We start from the raw sequence: 21,999 nt of genomic DNA, 5'->3' as shown, positions 1-21,999 counted from the left end.
CCTTCTTAAGCGATCACGGAAGCCACCACACCAGCACCTACCGTACGGCCACCTTCGCGAATCGCAAAGCGCAGACCTTCTTCCATAGCAATCGGAGCAATCAGTTCTACGGTGATGGTTACGTTCTCACCAGGCATAACCATTTCTACACCAGGTTCCAGCTCTACAGCACCGGTTACGTCAGTAGTACGGAAGTAGAACTGTGGGCGGTAGTTGGCGAAGAACGGGGTGTGACGACCACCTTCTTCTTTGCTCAATACGTATACTTCGGCTTTGAATTTGGTGTGCGGAGTGATGGTGCCAGGTTTGGCCAATACCTGACCACGCTCAACTTCTTCACGTTTGGTACCGCGCAGCAGTACGCCTACGTTGTCACCGGCCTGACCTTCGTCCAGCAGTTTGCGGAACATTTCCACGCCGGTACAGGTAGTCTTCTGGGTAGGCTTCAGACCAACGATTTCGATCTCTTCGCCTACTTTGATGATGCCGCGCTCTACACGACCGGTTACCACGGTACCGCGACCAGAGATGGAGAATACGTCTTCGATCGGCAGCAGGAAGGGTTTGTCTACGGCACGCTGCGGAGTGGGAATGTAGCTATCCAAAGCGGCAGCCAGTTCGAAGATTTTTTCTTTGTAGCCGGCATCCCCTTCGAGGGCTTTGAGGGCGGAACCTTGTACGATCGGGCAGTCGTCGCCGGGGAAGTCGTAGCTGGAGAGCAGGTCGCGGATTTCCATCTCAACCAACTCAAGCAGTTCAGCATCGTCTACCATGTCGCATTTGTTCATGAATACGAGGATGTAGGGTACGCCCACCTGACGAGCCAACAGGATGTGTTCGCGAGTCTGGGGCATAGGACCGTCAGCAGCGGATACTACCAAAATAGCGCCGTCCATCTGGGCAGCACCGGTAATCATGTTTTTTACGTAGTCGGCGTGACCGGGGCAGTCTACGTGAGCGTAGTGACGACCTTCGGTTTCGTATTCTACGTGGGCGGTGTTAATGGTAATACCGCGGGCTTTCTCTTCCGGGGCATTGTCAATCTGGTCATAAGCTTTAGCCTGACCGCCGAATTTCTCAGCCAAAATGGTGGTCAATGCTGCTGTCAAAGTGGTCTTACCATGGTCAACGTGACCAATGGTGCCAACGTTTACGTGCGGTTTGCTACGTTCGAATTTTTCCTTAGCCATGAGCTAATTCCTTTTCATATAAAGATCGATTAAAAGAACAAAGGCTACCTGAAAATTAGCTTCATCACCTGAAATGGTTTTCAGGTAGCCTGTAAACGGCTGCCCATCTCAAGGACAGCCTAAACTGCAAAGTTAACCTTTGCGGTCTGCTACAACTTTCTCTGCCACATGAGCCGGAGCTTCTGCGTATTTCTTGAACTCCATGGTGTAGGTGGCGCGACCTTGGGTAGCGGAGCGCAGGTCGGTTGAATAACCGAACATCTCAGCCAACGGCACTTCAGCACGTACTTTCTTACCGCCGATACCGTCGTCGTCCATACCCAATACGATGCCACGGCGACGGTTCAAATCGCCCATCACATCACCCATGTAGTCTTCCGGAGTTTCCACTTCTACAGCCATAATCGGCTCCAGCAGTACCGGAGAGGCTTTACGCATACCGTCTTTGAATGCCATAGAAGCGGCCAATTCAAACGCGATTTGCGAAGAGTCCACATCGTGGTAAGAACCGAAAGTTAGACGAACGCGGACGTCCACCACCGGATAGCCGGCTACAATACCGTTTTGCAGAGTGTCGCGGATACCTTTATCAACAGACGGGATGAATTCGCGCGGAATCACACCACCTTTAATTTCATCGATAAATTCATAGCCTGCACCACCCGGCTCCATCGGTTCCATTTTGATCACAACATGACCATACTGACCTTTACCACCAGACTGTTTAACGTGTTTAGCTTCGGATTCCACTTCCTTACGGATAGTCTCGCGGTAGGCTACTTGAGGCGCACCCACGTTTGCTTCCACACCAAATTCGCGTTTCATGCGATCCACAATAATTTCCAAGTGCAGTTCGCCCATACCGGAAATAATGGTTTGGCCGGACTCTTCATCAGTACGCACACGGAAAGACGGGTCTTCCTTAGCCAAGCGGTTCAGGGCAATACCCATTTTTTCTTGGTCGGCTTTGGTTTTCGGCTCAACGGCAACGTGGATTACCGGCTCAGGGAATTCCATACGTTCCAAAATAATCGGCGCATCTTCGGCAGCCAAAGTTTCACCGGTGGTTACGTCTTTCAAACCGATGGCGGCGGCAATGTCACCGGCACGCACTTCATCGATCTCGTCACGGTCGTTCGCAGTCATTTGCACCAAACGGCCGATACGTTCGCGAGTACCCTTCACAGAGTTCACCACGCTGTCGCCAGACTTCAGCACGCCTGAATATACGCGGATAAAAGTCAGCTGCCCAACGTATTTGTCGTTCATCAGCTTAAATGCCAAAGCAGAGAACTTAGCATCATCACTCGCTTCACGGCTGTCCGGCTCATCAGTTTCGGGGTTTACACCCTGTACCGGCGGAATATCGGTCGGAGCAGGCAGAAACTCCACAACAGCATCCAGCATACGCTGCACACCTTTGTTTTTAAATGCAGAACCACACAGTACCGGTTGAATCTCACCAGCCAGAGTACGCTGACGCAACGCACCAACGATTTCTTCCTCGGACAGTTCTTCACCGCCCAAATATTTGTCCATCAGCTCTTCACTGGCTTCAGCGGCGGCTTCGATCATATTCTGACGCCACTCTTCGGCAGTAGAAACCAAATCAGCGGGGATATCGCCATATTCGAAAGTTACGCCTTTATCAGCCTCATTCCAAATAATGGCTTTCATCTTCAGCAGGTCCACCACGCCTTCGAAGTTATCTTCAGCACCCACCGGAATCACCACCGGCACGGGATTGGCGCGCAGACGGGTTTTCATCTGCTCAACCACACGGAAGAAGTTGGCGCCCTGACGGTCCATTTTGTTTACAAACGCCAAACGCGGTACTTTGTATTTATTGGCCTGACGCCATACGGTTTCAGACTGGGGCTGCACACCACCCACCGCACAGTAAACCATTACACCGCCGTCAAGGACGCGCATAGAGCGTTCCACCTCAACAGTGAAGTCCACGTGTCCGGGAGTATCGATAATGTTAAAGCGGTGTTCTTTAAACTGGCCAGCCATACCTTTCCAATAGGCAGTTACGGCAGCGGAAGTAATGGTAATACCACGCTCTTGCTCCTGCTCCATCCAGTCGGTAGTGGCCGCACCGTCGTGCACCTCACCGATCTTGTGAGTCAGGCCGGTATAGAACAGAATACGTTCGGTAGTTGTGGTTTTGCCCGCATCAATGTGGGCGGAAATACCGATATTACGGTACAAATTAATCGGGGTTTTACGAGCCATTTCAATCGCCTTTCAAAATTAGAAGCGGAAGTGGGAGAAGGCTTTGTTGGCTTCAGCCATGCGGTGTACTTCTTCACGTTTTTTCATGGCGCCGCCACGGCCTTCTGCCGCATCAATCAGCTCGCCGGCCAGACGCAAATCCATGGATTTTTCACCACGTTTGCGGGCCGCATCGCGCACCCAGCGCATTGCCAAGGCCAAACGGCGGGAAGGACGAACCTCAACAGGAACCTGGTAGTTGGCACCACCAACACGGCGGCTTTTCACTTCCACGATGGGTTTGGCATTGTCGATGGCTTCGTTGAACACTTCGATTGCTTCTTTGCCCTGTACTTTCTTGGCAATTTGCTCCAGCGCGCCATACACGATACGCTCGGCAACCGATTTTTTACCGTCAACCATCAAGACATTCATAAACTTGGTCAGTTCAACGCTGCCGAACTTCGGATCCGGCAATACGTCGCGCTTGGGGACTTCTCTACGTCTTGGCATTTCAATTTCCTTTAATCTATTCAGCTGGGATAATTCCCGCGAATGCCCATTGGGGAACATTCACTTACTCGGCCGGCTTATATCAGCAACAACGGCCGACGTGCCCATATTAAAAAATTATTTCGGGCGTTTAGCACCGTATTTGGAGCGTGCCTGTTTGCGATCTTTCACGCCGGCAGTATCCAAAGAACCACGAACAGTGTGGTAGCGCACACCCGGCAAGTCTTTCACACGACCGCCGCGGATCAGCACCACGCTGTGCTCTTGCAAGTTGTGGCCTTCACCGCCGATATATGAAATCACTTCAAATCCGTTGGTTAGGCGCACTTTGCACACTTTACGCAAAGCGGAGTTCGGTTTTTTCGGAGTAGTGGTGTACACACGGGTGCATACGCCGCGTTTTTGCGGGCAGGCTTCCAGTGCGGGCACCTTGTTTACGTACTCGGGCTTTTTGCGGCCCTTGCGTACTAACTGGTTAATAGTTGGCATATTTTCTCGTCCTGTTGAGTTAAATATTTGCCGACACCATGCCGACAAGAGCGGAATTATAGTTCTTTTGCAAGCAGCGGGTCAATGGCAGTAGCGGAATATACCTTAGCTTTTCGTGGTTTACGGTCGGAGCTGTTGTTTTCTGCACAGAAGCAGAGAGGCTTCCCGCATCAACCGGCCAAACAGCAAAAGGCTACCTGAAACCGTCCTAGCCTGTTTTCAGGTAGCCTCTTAATGCCTATATATAAAGCATCTGCTTTTGGCTTGGCCGCGCCTCTGCCTTTGGCAGTACAACCCGGCTACAGCCTTCAGGTAGCCTTTACTTTATCGCATTGCGGATCACACCCATAATGCTGCGGGTAATGCTTCGGGTGATCTGCTTGTTCACCTGGCTGCCGAGCGAATCGGCTAAATCGTAGCCCAAGCCTTGGTTGGCGCGTTTGCGGCTGCCAAATAGGCCGCCGAGGAAACCGTCCAGCACGCCGCCTTTGTTGCTTTCGGCTTTTTGGGCAGACGCGGTGGCGGCATTTTGCGCTTTGGCTTCAGCTTCTGCCTGAGCGGCGGCAGCCTGTTCCTGCTCCAGCTGTTGCAAGGCTTCGTAGGCGGAGAAGTTGTCCACCGCATCTTTATAGTGCCGGTAAAGGATGTCGTTTTGGAAACGGCTGTCGCGTTCGGCGGTGGAAAGCGGGGCAAGCTGGGATTGCGGCGGCAGCACGAAGGCACGCTCCACGATGCCGGGCATACCTTTTTCATCAAGGAAAGACACCAGCGCCTCGCCCACGCCTAATTCGGTAATCGCCTGCGCCACATCCAAATTCGGGTTGCTACGGAAGGTTTCGGCGGCGGCACGTACGGCTTTTTGATCGCGCGGGGTAAAGGCGCGCAGGGCATGCTGCACACGGTTGCCGAGCTGGCCGAGCACAGTGTCGGGCAAATCGAGCGGGTTTTGGGTAACAAAATAAACGCCCACGCCTTTGGAACGGATCAGGCGCACCACTTGTTCCACCTGCTTGAGCAGGGTATCGGCGGCGTTATCGAACAACAAATGCGCCTCATCGAAGAACATAACGAATTTGGGTTTGTCCAAATCGCCGGCTTCGGGCAGGGTTTCAAACAGTTCGGCCAAAAACCACAGCAAGAACGCGCTATAGAGGCGCGGCGAGCGCATCAGTTTTTCGGCATTCAGGATATTGATTACGCCTTGTCCGCCTTCGGTTTGCAGCCAGTCTTGCAGATTGAGCTCCGGCTCGCCGAAAAACACATCGCCGCCCTCGCTTTCCAGCTGCAACAGCTGGCGCTGAATGGCGCCGACGCTGGCGGCGGAAACGTTCCCGTATTGGGTGCGGTATTCCTTGGCGTGCTCGCCCACGTATTGCAACATGCCGCGCAGGTCTTTTAAATCAATTAGATGCCAGCCTTTGTCGTCGGCGGCTTTAAATACCAGGTTGAGCAGGCCTTCCTGCGTGTCGTTCAGCCCCATCAGGCGGGAGAGCAGCAGGGGGCCCATTTCGGAAATGGTTACGCGCACGGGAATGCCGGTTTCGCCGTATACATCCCAAAAACGCACCGGACAGCCTTTCAGGTAGCCTTCCGCATCCAGCCCGAATTGAGCCATGCGCTCGCCCACCTTGCCCTGCCCGTCGCCCGGGTTGGCGATGCCGGAGAGGTCGCCCTTCACGTCGCTCATAAACACGGGGATGCCTTGCGCGCTGAAGCCTTCGGCCATTTTACGCAGGGTAACGGTTTTGCCCGTGCCGGTAGCACCGGCAATCAGGCCGTGGCGGTTGGCCATCTGGCCGAGCAAGAATAAATCGCGGCCTTCGGCCACGGTTTTGGCAATGTGGAATTCAGCCATTGCGCCTCTCCAACTGAAAAATTGATAACGGGCGATATTGTAACGGAATTGCGCCGTTTGACGGCAAATTTGTTTGGCTGCGGAGAGTAGCTTTCAGGTAGCCTGTTGTATGAACCAAGGCTACCTGAAAGTCAACTGCCACAAAGTGAAAACATCTTCATCCAAATTTTCAGGTAGCCTAATTGCCAATTTGAAAAAGGCTACCTGAAAATATAAGCCATCTCCCATGCAGCCGCTGCCATCAACACCGTTTTCAGGTAGCCTGTTCCCGGCAAACAGCGCATAATACGCCCGTTTGCCAACCCGCCCGGAGCCACCCATGCCCAACCCACTCTACGGCCAGCACCTCATCTCCATCCCCGACCTGAGCAACGAACAGCTCGAATGCCTGCTGGATACCGCCCTGCGCCTTAAGCGCGAACCGCACCGCAACCTACTTGAAGGCCGGCTCATCGGCTCCTGCTTCTTCGAGCCCTCCACCCGCACCCGCCTCTCCTTCGAGACCGCCGTGCAGCGGCTCGGCGGTAAAGTCATCGGCTTTTCCGACGGCGCCAACACCAGCGCCAAAAAAGGCGAAACCCTGGCCGACACCGCCCGCATCATCTCCAGCTACACCGACGCCATCATCATCCGCCACCCCAAAGACGGCGCCGCCCGAGTGCTTGCCGAATTCTCCGCCGTGCCCGTCATCAACGCCGGCGACGGCACCAACCAGCATCCCAGCCAAACCCTGCTCGACCTCGTTACCATCCAAGAAACCCAAGGCCGGCTGGATAATCTCGTTATCGCCATGGCCGGTGACCTCAAATACGGCCGCACCGTCCACTCCCTCGCCCAAGCCATGAAACGGCACCAAGCCGAATTCATCTTCGTCTCCCCGCCCAGCCTCGCCATGCCCGACTACATCACCGAAGAGCTCGACGAAGCCGGCTGCCGCTACCAAATCCTGCCCAGCCTCGAAGAAGCCGCCCGCCACGCCGACATCCTATACATGACCCGCGTGCAGCGCGAACGCTTCGACGAACAAGAATTCGCCAAAATCCAAGGCAAATTCAACCTTGAAGCCGCCACCCTCGCCCAGGCCAAACCCAACCTGCGCGTACTGCACCCCCTGCCCCGCGTCGACGAAATCCATCCCAATGTGGATGGCACGGTTTATGCTTACTATTTCGAACAAGCCAAAAACGGTGTATTCGCACGCATGGCCATGCTGTCATTAGTGTTAAATAAAACCATATAACGTCAATATTTGTAACAGGCTACCTGAAAACGGCAGTTTTAATGCAGCCCAGGTATTTATTACTTCGCCTGCCATGCATACACATTAAATCTGCCCATTTAGGAAACTCCCGCTTTCTCACTTAATTCGGATTCTATTTTTTATCTAACAAAGGGATTAATTATGCATGTCAAAAAGATTTTAGCTCTAGCATGTATAGTAGTGCTGGTAGGCGGTTGCAAAAATGATGACAAAGAGCGCCACAATAATTATTCGATAGGTTTTGCCAACGGCAGCTCCTCACGGAATTCGAATATATCCATTCCAAACGGGTCACAACCTCAGCCACAGCCCCAACCAGATTCTCCCCAACCACAGCCCGAACCCCCGCAACCTCAACCACAGCTCCCATCCAACGGTTGCGAAAGTGCGACCGATTCGTCGGGACAATGGCGCAGTCTCAAGTGTTATGAGTTTAAAGGCAACAACGTGCCAAATGATTGGGAGGCAAAAACCATACCCAACCATTTGGGCAGCCACCTCTCCTACCTCCCCGGCAATATTGGATTCGTAAACAACGACTTTGCCCAAATTACCACACGCCGCCATTGTGTACGGAGCGACAACGAGGCCCTAACCGACAGCAACACCAGGGAAACACCTTGCCAGGCCGGCGAGAAAACCAAATACTCAAGCGGCAGGTTGGAATCCAAACCCATCGTTGATGCCGGCAAACCCTTCCGTGCCGAAATCCGCGCCAAAATCAACTGGAACGGCTTGGTAGGGATGCGCACGGCACTGTGGATGCGTAACAGCGAAACCTTGCAGAATTGCAGCAACAACCCTGCCACCAACGATCCATACGGCGAACTCGATATTCTCGAGTGGTACTCCACCGCACAGGCATATGCCTGGTCCTCCTCCCATGCCAGCTGCTTTTTCAGCCGCAAAAGGAACACTTGGCGCACACGCGTTTTTGCACATCGCCTAGAACACCGCCCTGGCGGCATGGCAACATCATTGGCATACGATTGGCATGTATGGGCGATCGAGTTCGACGGCCAAAAAGTGCGTTACTATCTAGACGGCAAACTTATCCCCGTTTCCCACTACACGGCAGACGACAATACCACCGTAGATGTGATTGACCGCACCCGGTTCGATGAATCCGGAGGCTACCCCTCCACCATGCCGGATGAAGACTTTGCAAAACTCAATGTCAACCGCCAAATGCTGGATCAGGTATTCAGAGCAAAAGGCCCTTGGTATTTTATTCTGAACGAATATGTAGAATGGGAACCGAACTTGAGCCCACCCAGCCCCACCGATCCCTTCCCTGTCCAAACCACTTGGATCGACTACGTGCGGCTGTATCAGAAAAACTAACCCGGCTCTTGCAGGCTACCTGAAATTTCAGGTAGCCTGTATTCCATCCAACTCCATCGGAAATCCAAATGGACAACAAAAGCCTCAGCGTCGAAGCCATCGAAAACGGCACCGTTATCGACCACATCCCCGCCGGCCTCGGCCTCACCATCCTGCGCCAATTCAAGCTACTGCACGAAGGCTGTGCCGTAACCGTCGGCTTCAACCTGCCCAGCAAACGGCACGGCCGCAAAGACATCATCAAAATCAACGGTATCCGGCTCAACGAAGCCGCCGCCAACCGCCTCGCCCTGTTCGCCCCCGAAGCCACGGTAAACCTCATCGCCAACTTCAAAGTCGAACAAAAAATGCCGCTTCGGCTGCCCGAAACCATCGGCGAAGTCTTCCGCTGCCCCAACCCCAACTGCGCCAGCCACGGCGAACCCGTTGCCAGCCGCTTCTACGTACGCCGTCTGGGCAACCAAACCCGCCTCAAATGCCACTACTGCGAGAAAACCTACGACCGCAGCCTTGTAACCGAAGCTTGAACAGCAAACGCAGGGTCGGCTTGAAAACAACGCCCCCTGCTTCCGCCGCTATCATCCTGCCTGGTGAATTACTTAGCCCCAATTCGAATCATCATAAGTTTTCCAACCAGGCTGAAACAAAAAGTACTCCCCTTTCAGGTAGCCTGTGAGGCTACCTGAAATTTCGTACCCTCTACTGGAAAATCCTTTATGCCCCCATCCCTCACTTGGCACGCCTTCCCCACTCCCGCCGCCCAAGCTGCCGCACTGGCCGAAGCCGTAGCCACCGGCCTACGCACTTGCCTGCACACACAAGGCCATGCTGTGCTGGCCGTATCCGGCGGCCGCTCACCCATAGCGCTTTTTGAAGCCCTGGCGCAGCAAAAACTGGATTGGCCGAACGTCACCATCACCCTGGTGGACGAGCGGCTCGTGCCGCCACAGCACGCCGACAGCAACGCCGCGCTGGTGCGCCGCCACCTGCTGCAACACGCCGCTGCTGCTGCCCGCTTCCTGCCGCTGGTGGGTGAACAAACCGATGTGTCCGACCCTGCCGCCGCCTTGGCCGAAGCCGAGGCTGCCTTTCTCACGCCCGACATCGCCGTGCTCGGCATGGGCGCGGACGGCCACACCGCCTCGTTATTCCCGCAAGCCCCGCAGCTGGCCACGGCCGTGTCGCCTGAATGCCGCAACAGGCTGGTGCACACCAGCCCGGTTACCGCCGCACACGAACGCATCGGCATGAGCCTGAACGCACTCGCCGCCGTGCCGCAGCTGTTTTTATCGATTCAGGGCGCAGACAAACGCGCCGTACTGGAACAGGCCGCCGCCATGCCCTCGGGAGAACGCCCCATCAGCCTGCTGCTGCATCGGGCCAATGTGCGTTGCCAAGTGTATTACGCCGGTTGAGACGGCAAACCCGGCAACAAGCCTTCCTGCACGGCTGCCGCACTATAGTGGATTAACAAAAATCAGAACCAGGCGGCGAGCCGCAGACAGTACACACGTTACGGCAAGGCAAGCCAACGCTGTACCGGTTTTTGTTAACCCACTATAAAAGGCTACCTGAAAGTTTTCAGGTAGCCTTTTGATTGGCCATATCACGGCGACAAGCCACGCTAAAGCAAGCGGCAGATATCCACCCGACCCTTTGCCATACCCAAAATCCCCCTAATACAGCGACAAAAGGGTTAAAACCCCATAACTATCAAACATTACGGCCATCCTGCCGTTTTTCAGGTAGCCTCTGCCTATTGTAAAAAATAATCCATAGTCTTTGACAATTTTTAACCGCTATCCTAATATTTGCCCGAGGCCTGTTGGCGGACAACAGGCCTGCATTTAATTATTTCTCTATTTTCAATAGGAATAAAGCCATGATAGAAGTGAACAGCTACTACACCCTGATTGCAGCCACCTTGGTGCTGCTATTGGGTAAACTGATGGTTAACAAAATCAAGTTTTTGCGGGATTTCAACATTCCCGAGCCGGTGGCGGGCGGCCTGGTGGCGGCTATCTGCCTGTTTAGCCTGCATGCGGCCACGGGCATCGGCTTCCAGTTTCAAAAACCGCTGCAAGACGCATTTATGCTGATTTTCTTTACCTCCATCGGCCTGAGCGCGGATTTCTCCCGCCTGAAAGCCGGCGGTATTCCGCTGGTGGTGTTCACCGCCATCGTGGGCGCATTTATCTTTGTGCAAAACATTATCGGCGTGGGTTTGGCCAGTGTGTTCGGCCTGCACCCGATGACTGGCCTGATCACCGGCTCCATCACCCTCACCGGCGGCCACGGCACGGCAGCCGGCTGGGCGCCCGACTTAATCAAATACGGTGTGCCTGCCGCTGCCGAATTGGGCATGGCTTCAGCCACCTTCGGCCTAGTGGCCGGCGGCATCATCGGCGGCCCAGTGGCACGCCGCCTCATCAATAAAATGGGGCGTAAGCCTTTGGATTCTACTGTTTCGGCAGATGACCAGGCTCACGACAGCACCGACAATATGTTCGAGCGCGCCGGACAAACCCGCCTGATCACCGCCACTTCGGCCATCGAAACCCTGGCCATGTTTGCCGCCTGCCTATCATTTGCCGAAGTGATGGACGGCCTCGACAAACAATACCTGTTCGACCTGCCCAAATTCGTATGGGCGCTGTTTGGCGGCGTGGTGTTGCGCAACGTATTGGTGAGCGCGTTTAAATTCAATATGTTCGACCGCGCCATCGACGTGTTCGGCAACGCCTCGCTCTCGCTCTTCCTGGCCATGGCCCTGTTGAACCTGCAACTGTGGCAGTTGACTGACTTGGCAGGGAAGGTAACCATCATCCTGCTGATTCAAACCGTGGTGATGATTCTGTATGCCACCTATGTTACCTACGTATTCATGGGCCGCGACTACGATGCCACCGTGCTGGCCGCCGGCCACTGCGGCTTCGGCCTCGGCGCCACCCCCACCGCCGTGGCCAATATGCAGTCCATCACCGAGCGCTTCGGTTCTTCGCACAAAGCCTTCCTGATTGTGCCGCTGGTGGGCGCGTTCTTCGTGGACATCATCAACGCGCTGATTTTGGCCGGCTTCGTGAACTTCCTGAAATAGCCTGCCCCGGCATGAGCAAACGGCATCCGATTGGGGATGCCGTTTTTGTTCGCCGATTATCAGAGAACGCCAAAAAGGCTACCTGAAAATGTATAGTGGATTAACAAAAACCAGTACAGCGTTGCCTCGCCTTGCCGTACTATCTGTACTGTCTGCGGCTCGTTATCTTGTCCTGATTTTTGTTAATTCACTATAGAGCCCAAACCAATTTTCAGGTAGCCTTACAGCCAACCCATTCCCCTAACCTCAAGGACACCCGCCATGAGCACACTCCCCACCATTCCCGCCAGCCAAACCGTATTCGCCATATCGCCCGACAACGCCCCCGTGCTGCGCGCCGCATCCGGCAGCCGCGTGCGTTTTGAAACCTGCGACTGCTTCACCGACCAAATCCAAACCCCCGACGACACCTTTGACAATCTCGACTGGAACCGCATCAATCCTGCCACCGGCCCTCTGTTTGTGGAAGGCGCCGAGCCGGGCGACACCCTGCGCGTGCACATCCGCCGCATCGAATTGGGCAAACAGGCCGTGCTCGCCACCCTGCCCGGCGCAGGCGTGGCCGGTAAGCGGCTGGAACACGGTCGCATCGACATCGTGCCGGTGGAGGACAACCACGTTGTCTTGTTCGGCAAAGTGCGCCTGCCGCTCAACCCGATGATCGGCGTGATTGGCACCGCACCCGCCGAAGGTGCCATCAGCTGCGGCACGCCCGATGCACACGGCGGCAATATGGACACCAAAATCATCGCCGAAGGCACCACGCTGCTCCTGCCGGTAAACGTGCCCGGCGCGCTGCTGGCCATGGGCGATTTGCACGCCGGTATGGGCGACGGCGAGGTGGGCATTTCTGGCCTGGAAATCAAAGGCGCGGTGGAAGTGGACGTGAGCGTCATCAAAGGCCGCCCCTATCCCCTGCCGCTGGCCGTGACCGCCGACTGCTGCTACACCATCGCCTCCAGCCCCGATTTGGATCAAGCCGCCGAAACCGCCACCCTGATGGCCACCGACCTGCTCACCGCACACGGCGGGCTCGACGCCAACCAAGCCATCGCCTTGCAAAGCATCGCCGGCGATTTGCAGGTGTGCCAAGTGGTCGATCCCAACAAAACCTGCCGCTTCGCCCTGCCGCGCAGGGTAACGGAACAATTAGGGATTGAGTTGCCATAACGCGTTTGGCCCAGAATGGGAGCGGCAAAAGGCTACCTGAAAAGCGGCACGGCAAGATTGCTGCGCCGTTTTTCAGGTAGCCTTTTATGCGAAGGCGAGCCAACGCTGTACCGGTTTTTGTTAATCCACTATAAAACAAATGATAAAGGCTACCTGAAAACGGGAGAAACGATTTTCAGGTAGCCTTTGGTTTAATGGCCGCCGCTGCCTCCGCTACCGGCTTTCCCACCGGAAGGCGGGAGGCTTACGTTGAGGCGTTTCAGGGTTTCCTGTAAGACGGGTTTGTCGCCGCCTTTGCGTTGGGCGGTCTGCCAAACGGCCATGGCTTCGTTTTTGCGGCCGAGTGTCCACAATACTTCGCCGAGGTGGGCGGCTACATCATCGGCTTCCGACAGCTTGGCATGGGCGCGCTGCAAATACGGCAGGGCGGCTTGGGGTTGGCCTTGCTTGAACAACACCCAGCCCATGCTGTCTTGGATTTCGGGCGAATCGGGACGGCGGCCCAAAGCTCGCTCAATGTAGCGGCGTGCCTGGGCCAGGTCGGGATTGGGCAGGGAGAGCATGGTGTAGCCGAGGGAATTGAGGATGTCGGGGTTTTTGGGCACGAGTTCTTGCGCCTGCTTGAGGTCGGCTACGGCTTTCTCGGGCTGTTGCAGGCGGTCGGCATACAGGATGGCGCGCTGCTCGAGGATGAGGGCGAGCATGGCGGGCGGGGCGGAGTTGTCGCTGTAGCGGCGATAGAGGCTGCGGATGCTGTTGAGGGCTTCGGCAGGCGGCTGCTCGCGGGCGATGCGCAGGTGGGCAACGAGGAGGTCTTCGGCATCAAAGATGGCGTTGCTGCGGCCGGCCGATACGATGGATTCGGCACGCAGCAGGGCATCTTCGGCGGCTTTCCAGTCTTTCCCGGCCTCGGCGATGCGGGCTTCCAAAATATGTTTGTCGAACTGGGCCTCAGGATCGTTGGCACGGTCGAGCCAGTTGCGGGCCTCGGCTATTTTCTCGCTCTCAATCAAGCGCATGGCGGCGAGCAGGGCGGCGCGGCTTTTCTGCTGCTGGGTGCCGTACAGGTAGGCCTTGTCGAAGTAGTTGATGGTGGTGGCCACGGGCTCTTTGCGGCGCACGGAGAGGATGCCGGCTTGGATGTAGAGGTCGGCATCCGGGGTTTTGGCCAGCATATTTTGCAGCAGGCGGTAAGCTTCTTCTTCGCGTTTGGCGGCGATGAGGTATTCTACTTGCAGGTTTTGCCACATGGGGGAGAGGTGGCGGCTGTCGGTATGGCGGAAGAAGTATTCGAGTACTTCGGGCTGGCGGCGGGTAATCAGGCGCAGGGTGGCGCCGGTGATGGGGCGGATGTCGCTGTCGAGGCTGGAGAGGCGGCGCAGGGCGGCGTTGGCATCGGCGGTTCGGCGGGCGTGGGCGGAGTAGATGGCATCGGCAATGGCGGCTTCGGCCAGGCCGGGGAAGCGGGCGGCGGCCTGGTGCACAAGGCGGGTAGTTTGCGCGTCGGCGGCTTCGGGGTGCTCGAGGGCAAGCTGGGCCATACGCAGGAAGACGTTGCGCATGCGCTGGCGGTCGGTTTGGGCGAGGATTTCGGGCAGGCCGGCGCGCACCGTGGCAATATCGCCTTTGGCCGCAGCCACAATCCAGCGCATACGTTTTTGCCCGGCAGAAGGCTGGGGCTCGGCTTCCTGCCAGCGCTCAAGCATTTGCTCGGCCAACCGCACATTGGCGGAAAGAGCAATTTCCACAGCACGCTCGGCTACGGCAGGGTCTTTGGTGCGTTGAAAGAGGCGGTTATAAGAAGCAAGGGCTGCACTGCCTTGGCCTTGCTGGAGGATGATTTCGGAAGAGAAGGCAATCATCAGGTCGTTGGCACGGTCGATGACTTGGCGGCGGGTAAGCGGGGGCTGCGAGGCGGATTGGCGCGGTGCGGGCGCGGCTTGGGCGGCCAGCGGCAGCAGGAGGGCGGAGAGCGCGAGGGCGCGGATACGGAAATGCCGTGAAGACATGGTGGTTCCTTAGAATGGGTGTGCGGCGGCGAAAGGCTACCTGAAACGGTTAAAGGGCAAAGTTTATAGCGCGAGCTTGCTTGTTTGCCACATATTCTTCAGGCTACCTGAAAACTTTTACTTTGTCATTTTCAGGTAGCCTGTTGGCGTATGCTGATGCGGCCTTAGATGCGCATCGGCATCACGATGTATTTGAAATCGGCGTTGTCGGGGATGGTAAACAGGGTGGAGCGGTTGGCATCGCCGAAGGCCAGTTGGATGTCTTCAGCGTGTACGTTGCGCAATACGTCCATCAGATAATTGATGTTGAAGCCTACTTCCAGCTCGGCACCCTGATAGGCGATTTCCAGCTCTTCACGCGCTTCTTCCTGCTCGCTGTTGCTGCACAACACGCTCAGCAGGCCGGGGCGCAGCTGCAGGCGCACGCCGCGGAATTTTTCGTTGGCCAAAATGGCGGCGCGTTCCAGTGCGCCCAAGAGCGGCTGGCGGCCGAGCAGGAAAATTTTGTCGTTATCTTGCGGAATCACACGGTTGAAATCGGGGAATTTACCGTCCACCACTTTGCTCACCACTACGGTATCGTTGCAGCGGAAGCGCACTTGGTTGTTTAAGAGTTCCACGGTAACGGGCTCTTCGGGGCGGTTGAGCAATTTGAACAGCTCGAGCACGGTTTTGCGCGGCAGGATCACTTCGGCTTTGGGCAAGTCGGCATCAATCACGGCGGCGGAGTAGGCCAAGCGGTGACCGTCGGTGGCCACCAAGCGCAGATTGCTGCCTTCCACCTGCATCAGCAAGCCGTTGAGATAATAGCGGATGTCTTGCACGGCCATGGCATATTGCACTTGCGAGAGCATATTGCGGAAGGTTTCCTGCGGCAGGGTGAAGGCGGAAACCACTTCTTCGCCGATGCTCATCAGCGGGAAATCTTCGGCCGGCAGGGTTTGCAGGGCGAAGCGGGATTTGCCGGCCTTAAGGGTGAGGCGGTTTTGCGCCCAATCCAGCGCCACAATCGCGCCTTCGGGCAGGGCGCGCAGGATGTCTTGCAGTTTTTTGGCGTTGGTGGTGATGCGGAAGTCTTCGGCATCGGTGTGCGGGCCATGAGTATGGATTTGGATTTCCAAATCGGTGGCCAAAATATTGGTTTGCCCGCCGGTGCGTTCAATCAGCACGTTGGAGAGAATCGGCAAGGTGTGCTTGCGCTCCACAATGCCGGTAACGGCTTGCAGCGGTTTGAGCAGGGTGTCGCGCTCGGCTTCTAAAATCAACATACAGATTCCTTAGGTTTAATTTTTGATTATAATCAATAGTTTTTCGTAATCTTGGGCAATTTCGGCATTTTCCTGACGCAATTCATCAGCCTTTTTCACGGAGTTGAGCACCGTGCTGTGGTCGCGCCCGCCGAAGGCTTTGCCGATGTCTTCGTAGCTGTGGGTGGTCAGCTCGCGGGCAAGCTTGATGGCCAGATGACGCGGGCGGACGATGCTTTGCGCGCGCTTTTTGCCGATAAGGTCGGCAGTGCGGATGCCGTAATATTTGGCCACCGCATCCATAATCAACGGCAGGTTAATCGGCTTGAAGTTGCCGGCCACGATATCTTGCAGGGCTTCGGTGGCCAGTTCTACATCAATCGGCTTATGCTCGAAGCGGCTGCGCGCTTCCACCCGCTTAAACGCGCCTTCCAGCTCGCGCACGTTGGAACGGATATGGGTGGCGATGAAAAAGGCGGCTTCTTCCTTTAACTCCACGCCCACGGAATCGGCTTTTTTCTGCAAAATCTCCACCCGCATTTCCAATTCCGGCGGCTCCAGCTCCAGCGTCAAACCCCATGAAAAACGGGATTTCAGACGGTCGTCCATGTCGTCGATTTTGGTGGGCAACACGTCGCAGGTAAGGATAATCTGTTTTTTATGGTGGTGGCAATGGTTATACAGGTGGAAAAACTCTTCCATGCTGCGGTCTTTGCCTTTGATGAACTGGATGTCGTCGATAATGAGGAAATCGTAGGGCTTGTATTGCTGTCGGAAGGCATCGTGGGCGTGGTTGCGGAAGGCCTGAATCATACCGCGCACGAAGTCTTCGGCATGCATATAGTAAACCTTGGCTTCGGGTTTGAGGCGCAACAACTCATTGCCCACGGCCTGCGCCAGATGGGTTTTACCCAGGCCGGTGCTGCCGTATAAAAAGAAGGGGTTGTAGTTTTTGCCCGGGTTTTCGGCAATCGAACGGGCAGCGGCCACGGCCAGGCGGTTGCCTTTGCCTTCCACCAAAGTGTCGAAAGTATATTCCGGCGACAAATTGGTCTGCGCATAGCGCTGCTGCTGGCGCTCTTCGCGTTTGGCGGCAGATTTGGCTTGGGCAGGCTTGGCTGCCGGTTTGGTTGGTGCGGGTTGCCCGCTTGGCTCGGCCTGCAGATTGATGCCCAAGCTTTCCAATCGGGATTGCACGATTTCTAAGGCGCTGCGTTTGTCGGCATGTTGCGGGGCAGCCGGTTTGCTGGTTTGTTCAACTGGTGCAGCAGCTTTAGCAGTACGCACCGGTGCCGGCTTGTCGGCTGGGGCATAGTGTTTGCCTTCTCCTTGTTCGAACCGCAGTGTCGGAGTATTTTCAGGTAGCCTTTCTGCCAGCAGTTTGCTGATTTCGGCAGCATAGCGGGTGCGCAACATGTTCAACACAAAGCGGCTGGGCGCATACACTACCCATTCTCTGCCCGCACCTTCGCCCACGCTCAAAGGCTCAATCCAGCTTTGATACTGTTTGGCAGGCAGAGTGTGGCGCAAATGATGCAGGCAGTGTGGCCAGAATTGGTCGAGCGTCATGGTGGCGGTTCTGAAAAGAATATAAGGGAAGCGGTAAGGGTGTGTGATACACCGCCATATTCGTGCAGGCGTGAACGGTGGATTATACCCAAAATCCAGGGGGTGAACCAAGGCGGGAGGAAAAGCGGCATGCAGCACGAATAGTTTGACAATTTCAGCAAAATCAGGTGTAATACGCCGCTTTCTGATTTTAGATTATTTCCACGGGAAACATCATGAAACGCACTTATCAACCCTCCGTTATCCGCCGCAAACGCACCCATGGCTTCTTGGTTCGTTCCAAAACCCGCGGCGGCCGTGCCGTGTTGGCTGCTCGTCGCGCCAAAGGCCGTAAACGTTTGGCCGTATAACAGTGGAATACTGTTTCGGCAAACCATACCGCTTACTGAAAACGGATGATTTCTCATCCGTTTTTGCTTTACGCCGGCTGAAATCGCGGCCGGATATCCAACTGTGGCACAAGCCAAATGGACTGGGGCATCCCCGGCTGGGTTTGGTGGTGGCCAAGAAAACCGCCCGCCGTGCCAACCGCCGCAACTATATGAAACGCACGCTGCGCGAATGGTTCCGCCTTAATCGGCACCGTTTGGACAGCAGCGATTTGGTGGTTCGCGTGCGCCGTCCGTTCGGTAAGGCCGAACGGCAGCAGGTGTTGGCGCAGTTGGAACAAATTGTGCCGAAAAAACCATGCTAGCCAAAATCCTGCTGGGGCTGATCCGGTTTTACCAATACGCAATCAGCCCGATGCTGCCGCCGCGCTGCCGTTATCAGCCCACCTGCTCGCAATACGCTATCGAGGCGGTGCGCAAATACGGGGCGCTTAAAGGCGGCTGGCTGGCAGCCAAGCGCATCGGCCGTTGCCATCCGTGGGGCGGCAGCGGTTACGACCCTGTACCTTAAACCTGCCTGCTGCATTCATGCCGCATGGCAGCAGAATTTTCAGGTAGCCTGCATTGGAATGCAGACTGCCGTTTTCTCCTGTTTTCAAACGGAACCCGATTATGGAATCCAACAACGAATTGAAGCGGACGGCGGTTTTTGCCATTATCGCTATCCTGACCCTGATGGTTTGGAATTATTTTAATCCCCAGCCGCAACAACCCGAACAGGCAGCCGCGCAGGCGCAGCAGCAAGCCGCCGCTCCCGTGGCCGGGAACGATTTGCCGCCCACCAAGCCGATTACTGTAAGTACCGACACACTTAAAGCCGTAATCGATGAAAACAGCGGCGATTTGCGCGGGCTGGATTTGCTCAAACACAACTCCGCCGGCGATGCCAGCAAAACCTTCACCCTGCTCTCCGACAACAACGAGCACAAATACTTGGTGCAATCGTTGCTAATCGACCAAAAAGGCAACTATCTACTACAAGACAGCAGTTTCAAAGCCCCGCAAAACAACTACACCCTCAACGGAGATACGCTGGAAGTGCGCTTGAGCGCGCCGGAAACCAACGGCGTTCAGGTGGACAAAGTGTATACTTTCCGCAAAGGCAGCTACCTTATTGATGTACGGTTCGATATTACCAACCACACTGATGCCCCGCTGAAGCTGGACGGTGTGTACCGCGTATTGCGCGACAGCAGCACGCCCGAGGGTAGCGGCTATTTCAACCAAACCTATGTCGGCCCGGTAGCCTACACGCCCGATGGCAACTTCCAAAAAGTGCCGTTTAAAGATTTGGACGACGACTTCGAGAGCAAACGTGATCGCGCCGACTACCAGCGTACCGCCACCAGCGGCTGGGTTGGCTTCACCCAGCACTACTTCACCACTGTGTGGGTGTTACAGCCCAAAGATGGCAACAGCATCTGCCAAAACGGCAACTGCTTGCTCGATATCAAACGCCGCAGCGATAACCTTTACTCTGCCGGGGTGCGTGTGCCGCTGCCCGCGATTGCTGCTGGCCAGAAACTGAGCGTGCCTGCCGAATTGTATGCCGGCCCGCAGGAATATGCCGTGATCAGCAAAGTGGCTGACCGCTTGGAGCTGGTGAAAGACTATGGCCGCACCCATGTGGTGGCCGCACCGCTGTTCGGCCTGCTCAACTGGCTGCACAGCCTCATCGGCAACTGGGGCTGGTCCATCGTTTTGCTGACCATCATCGTCAAAACCCTGCTGCTGCCACTCACCAACGCCTCTTACCGCTCCATGGCCAAGATGCGCGCCGTTGCGCCTAAGCTGGAAATGCTAAAGAAACAACACGGCGATGATCGTATGGCGCTGCAACAGGCCATGATGAAGATGTATAAAGACGAGAAAATCAACCCGCTGGGCGGCTGCCTGCCCATGCTGTTGCAGTTCCCTGTGTTTATCGGCTTATATTGGGTACTGCTCGCCTCGGTTGAACTGCGCCAGGCTTCATGGGGCTGGATCGCCGACCTGGCCCGCCCCGACCCGCTCTACATTCTGCCGATTTTGATGGCGCTGACTATGTATATCCAAACCAAATTCAGCCCGCCGCCGAGCGACCCGATGCAGGCCAAAATGATGAAAATCATGCCGCTGGCCTTCTCCGTGATGTTCTTCTTCTTCCCTGCCGGCCTAGTGCTCTACTATGTGGTGAACAACCTCTTGAGCATGGCGCAGCAGTGGCTGATTAATCGGAAAATCAACGGTGCCGTCAAATCCTAAGATATAGCAAAATTAGCAACAGCCCGAATCCGCAAGGTTCGGGCTGTTTTGTTCTTGGCGGGAGGCAATAAACGCTTATTTTTCATACCGCATTGGCCCTCCTTGTATGGGAAAACAAATACTTCAATCATATATAGTGAATTAAATTTGAATCAGGACAAGGCGGCGAGCCGCAGACAGTACAGATAGTACGGCAAGGCGAGCCAACGCTGTACTGGTTTAAATTTAATTCACTATAGTTGTTCCAAGTAGGAACAATGCAGAGCTTACGCTCCCAACCATATCGTTCTCCTCCTGGCTTCATGCCTGCTTGAAATAAGCAGATTGGCATGAATGATAAAAGGTGAATCCGCTTTTCAGGTAGCCTGCCCTAATGTAAAATGGCCTTAATAGTTAAAAGGATAAATTTGATTTCCTAACACGCCATAAGGGGCACACCATGACCGACCACCAACTCAAACCATTTGAAGAAATCGATTTGGCCGAACACAAAGACCGCCTGCAAGTATTTGAAGAAAAAGTACTGCAATACAGCGGCAATCGCAGCGGCGAAGATTCATCCGTTGCACCGCTGCCCGAAAGCTATCCCTACCACACCCGTATCAGCCGCAATGTGTATGAGAAAGAAAAGAAAAAGCTACAAATCGAGCTGCTCAAAGTACAAAGCTGGGTGAAAGATAGCGGCAGCCGCATTGCCGCCATATTTGAAGGCCGCGATGCTGCCGGTAAGGGCGGTACCATCAAACGCTATATGGAGCACCTCAATCCGCGCGGCGCCCGCGTGGTGGCCTTGGAGAAGCCCAGCGACCGCGAGCGCGGCCAATGGTATTTCCAGCGCTATATCAACCACTTGCCCACTGCCGGCGAAATGGTGTTTTTCGACCGTTCCTGGTACAACCGCGCCGGTGTGGAGCGCGTGATGGGTTTTTGCGAGCCGCACGAATACCTGCAATTCATGCGCCAGGCACCCGAATTGGAGCGCATGTTGGTAAACAGCGGGATGCACTTGTTTAAATTCTGGTTTTCCGTTTCTCGCGAAGAACAGTTGCGCCGCTTCATCTCACGCCGCGACGACCCTCTGAAACACTGGAAGCTTTCCCCTGTAGACATTGAATCGCTCGACCGTTGGGACGACTACACCGAAGCTAAAAACACCATGTTCTTCCACACCCACACCGGCGACGCGCCTTGGACCATCATCAAGTCGGACGACAAAAAACGTGCCCGCCTCAACTGTATCCGCTTCTTCCTGCACGCCCTCGACTACCCCGGCCGCGATCTCAAAGCCATCGGCCCGGTTGATCCGCTGATCGTGCAAGTGCCCAACGCACAATTTAAAGACAACATCAATATGAACGCGGACTAAGGCAAATATGGCAAAAGGCTACCTGAAAGTTTTCAGGTA

General features: G+C 55.4%; 20 protein-coding genes. 11 read left to right on the top strand and 9 right to left on the bottom strand.

Annotation, left to right across the window (positions count from 1 at the left end):
- Positions 1–5 precede the first annotated feature (5 nt).
- From tuf to ELB75_RS02170, 6 genes are all read right to left on the bottom strand, one after another.
- On the bottom strand, positions 6–1,190 hold the full coding sequence (gene tuf / locus ELB75_RS02195) for an elongation factor Tu (RefSeq protein WP_003825050.1): 1,185 nt from the start codon (positions 1,188–1,190) through the stop codon (positions 6–8).
- A 132-nt stretch (positions 1,191–1,322) separates the two neighbouring features.
- The gene (fusA, locus tag ELB75_RS02190) at positions 1,323–3,428 is read right to left on the bottom strand and encodes an elongation factor G (RefSeq protein WP_064090309.1); all 2,106 of its coding nucleotides are present in this window, start codon (positions 3,426–3,428) and stop codon (positions 1,323–1,325) included.
- Between the two features lie 18 nt (positions 3,429–3,446).
- Entirely contained in the window at positions 3,447–3,920 is a 474-nt protein-coding gene (gene rpsG, locus ELB75_RS02185) for a 30S ribosomal protein S7 (RefSeq protein WP_023887596.1), read from the bottom strand.
- A gap of 117 nt (positions 3,921–4,037) precedes the next feature.
- The gene (gene rpsL, locus ELB75_RS02180) at positions 4,038–4,409 is read right to left on the bottom strand and encodes a 30S ribosomal protein S12 (protein WP_003824684.1); all 372 of its coding nucleotides are present in this window, start codon (positions 4,407–4,409) and stop codon (positions 4,038–4,040) included.
- Positions 4,410–4,728: 319 nt separating this feature from the next.
- On the bottom strand, positions 4,729–6,264 hold the full coding sequence (locus ELB75_RS02175; RefSeq protein ID WP_126982543.1) for a helicase HerA-like domain-containing protein: 1,536 nt from the start codon (positions 6,262–6,264) through the stop codon (positions 4,729–4,731).
- Positions 6,265–6,384: 120 nt separating this feature from the next.
- The gene (locus tag ELB75_RS02170; RefSeq protein ID WP_126982542.1) at positions 6,385–6,585 is read right to left on the bottom strand and encodes a hypothetical protein; all 201 of its coding nucleotides are present in this window, start codon (positions 6,583–6,585) and stop codon (positions 6,385–6,387) included.
- Here ELB75_RS02170 and pyrB point away from each other — a divergent pair.
- The 6 genes from pyrB to ELB75_RS02140 all read left to right on the top strand — a co-directional run bounded on the left by pyrB (position 6,584) and on the right by ELB75_RS02140 (position 13,136).
- Positions 6,584–7,504 (top strand): aspartate carbamoyltransferase, encoded by a 921-nt coding sequence (gene pyrB / locus ELB75_RS02165; protein ID WP_126982541.1) that lies wholly within the window; start codon positions 6,584–6,586, stop codon positions 7,502–7,504. The two genes, ELB75_RS02170 and pyrB, sit on opposite strands and share 2 nt — an antisense overlap.
- A 468-nt stretch (positions 7,505–7,972) precedes the next feature.
- Entirely contained in the window at positions 7,973–8,869 is an 897-nt protein-coding gene (locus ELB75_RS02160; RefSeq protein WP_164726760.1) for a glycoside hydrolase family 16 protein, read from the top strand.
- A 68-nt stretch (positions 8,870–8,937) separates the two neighbouring features.
- On the top strand, positions 8,938–9,396 hold the full coding sequence (gene pyrI / locus ELB75_RS02155; RefSeq protein WP_126982539.1) for an aspartate carbamoyltransferase regulatory subunit: 459 nt from the start codon (positions 8,938–8,940) through the stop codon (positions 9,394–9,396).
- A 189-nt stretch (positions 9,397–9,585) separates the two neighbouring features.
- The gene (pgl, locus tag ELB75_RS02150; protein ID WP_126982538.1) at positions 9,586–10,284 is read left to right on the top strand and encodes a 6-phosphogluconolactonase; all 699 of its coding nucleotides are present in this window, start codon (positions 9,586–9,588) and stop codon (positions 10,282–10,284) included.
- A 467-nt stretch (positions 10,285–10,751) separates the two neighbouring features.
- A complete protein-coding gene (gltS, locus tag ELB75_RS02145) occupies positions 10,752–11,966 on the top strand; it encodes a sodium/glutamate symporter (RefSeq protein ID WP_126982537.1) in 1,215 nt (404 codons plus the stop codon).
- A 261-nt stretch (positions 11,967–12,227) separates the two neighbouring features.
- Complete coding sequence (locus ELB75_RS02140; protein WP_126982536.1) at positions 12,228–13,136, top strand: acetamidase/formamidase family protein; 909 nt, start codon at positions 12,228–12,230, stop codon at positions 13,134–13,136.
- A gap of 191 nt (positions 13,137–13,327) precedes the next feature.
- On the opposite strand, the gene ELB75_RS02135 is transcribed toward ELB75_RS02140, so the two are convergent.
- From ELB75_RS02135 to dnaA, 3 genes are all read right to left on the bottom strand, one after another.
- Entirely contained in the window at positions 13,328–15,145 is a 1,818-nt protein-coding gene (locus tag ELB75_RS02135) for a tetratricopeptide repeat protein (RefSeq protein ID WP_126982535.1), read from the bottom strand.
- A 164-nt stretch (positions 15,146–15,309) separates the two neighbouring features.
- Positions 15,310–16,413 carry a DNA polymerase III subunit beta gene (gene dnaN, locus ELB75_RS02130; RefSeq protein ID WP_064090530.1) on the bottom strand — a complete coding sequence of 368 codons (1,104 nt, stop codon included), beginning with the start codon at positions 16,411–16,413 and terminating at the stop codon, positions 15,310–15,312.
- Positions 16,414–16,428: 15 nt separating this feature from the next.
- A complete protein-coding gene (gene dnaA, locus ELB75_RS02125; protein WP_126982534.1) occupies positions 16,429–17,961 on the bottom strand; it encodes a chromosomal replication initiator protein DnaA in 1,533 nt (510 codons plus the stop codon).
- A 215-nt stretch (positions 17,962–18,176) separates the two neighbouring features.
- Between dnaA and rpmH the strand changes: the two genes are divergently transcribed.
- The 5 genes from rpmH to ppk2 all read left to right on the top strand — a co-directional run bounded on the left by rpmH (position 18,177) and on the right by ppk2 (position 21,960).
- A complete protein-coding gene (gene rpmH / locus ELB75_RS02120; RefSeq protein WP_003824630.1) occupies positions 18,177–18,311 on the top strand; it encodes a 50S ribosomal protein L34 in 135 nt (44 codons plus the stop codon).
- Positions 18,312–18,313: 2 nt separating this feature from the next.
- On the top strand, positions 18,314–18,655 hold the full coding sequence (gene rnpA, locus ELB75_RS02115; protein ID WP_126982533.1) for a ribonuclease P protein component: 342 nt from the start codon (positions 18,314–18,316) through the stop codon (positions 18,653–18,655).
- Entirely contained in the window at positions 18,649–18,861 is a 213-nt protein-coding gene (gene yidD / locus ELB75_RS02110) for a membrane protein insertion efficiency factor YidD (RefSeq protein ID WP_003824632.1), read from the top strand. The genes rnpA and yidD overlap by 7 nt, the downstream gene beginning before the upstream one ends.
- A 101-nt stretch (positions 18,862–18,962) precedes the next feature.
- Positions 18,963–20,594, top strand: a complete 1,632-nt coding sequence (yidC, locus tag ELB75_RS02105) for a membrane protein insertase YidC (RefSeq protein WP_126982532.1) — start codon at positions 18,963–18,965, stop codon at positions 20,592–20,594.
- Positions 20,595–21,033: 439 nt separating this feature from the next.
- Positions 21,034–21,960: a polyphosphate kinase 2 gene (gene ppk2 / locus ELB75_RS02095; RefSeq protein WP_126982531.1), complete on the top strand. Its 927-nt coding sequence runs from the start codon at positions 21,034–21,036 to the stop codon at positions 21,958–21,960.
- Positions 21,961–21,999: the final 39 nt, after the last annotated feature.

The organism is Eikenella corrodens (genome assembly GCF_003990355.1).
Taxonomy (GTDB): domain Bacteria; phylum Pseudomonadota; class Gammaproteobacteria; order Burkholderiales; family Neisseriaceae; genus Eikenella; species Eikenella corrodens_B.
Note: the sequence above shows the minus strand (reverse complement) of the source record. Positions and strands in the feature narration are given on the sequence as shown.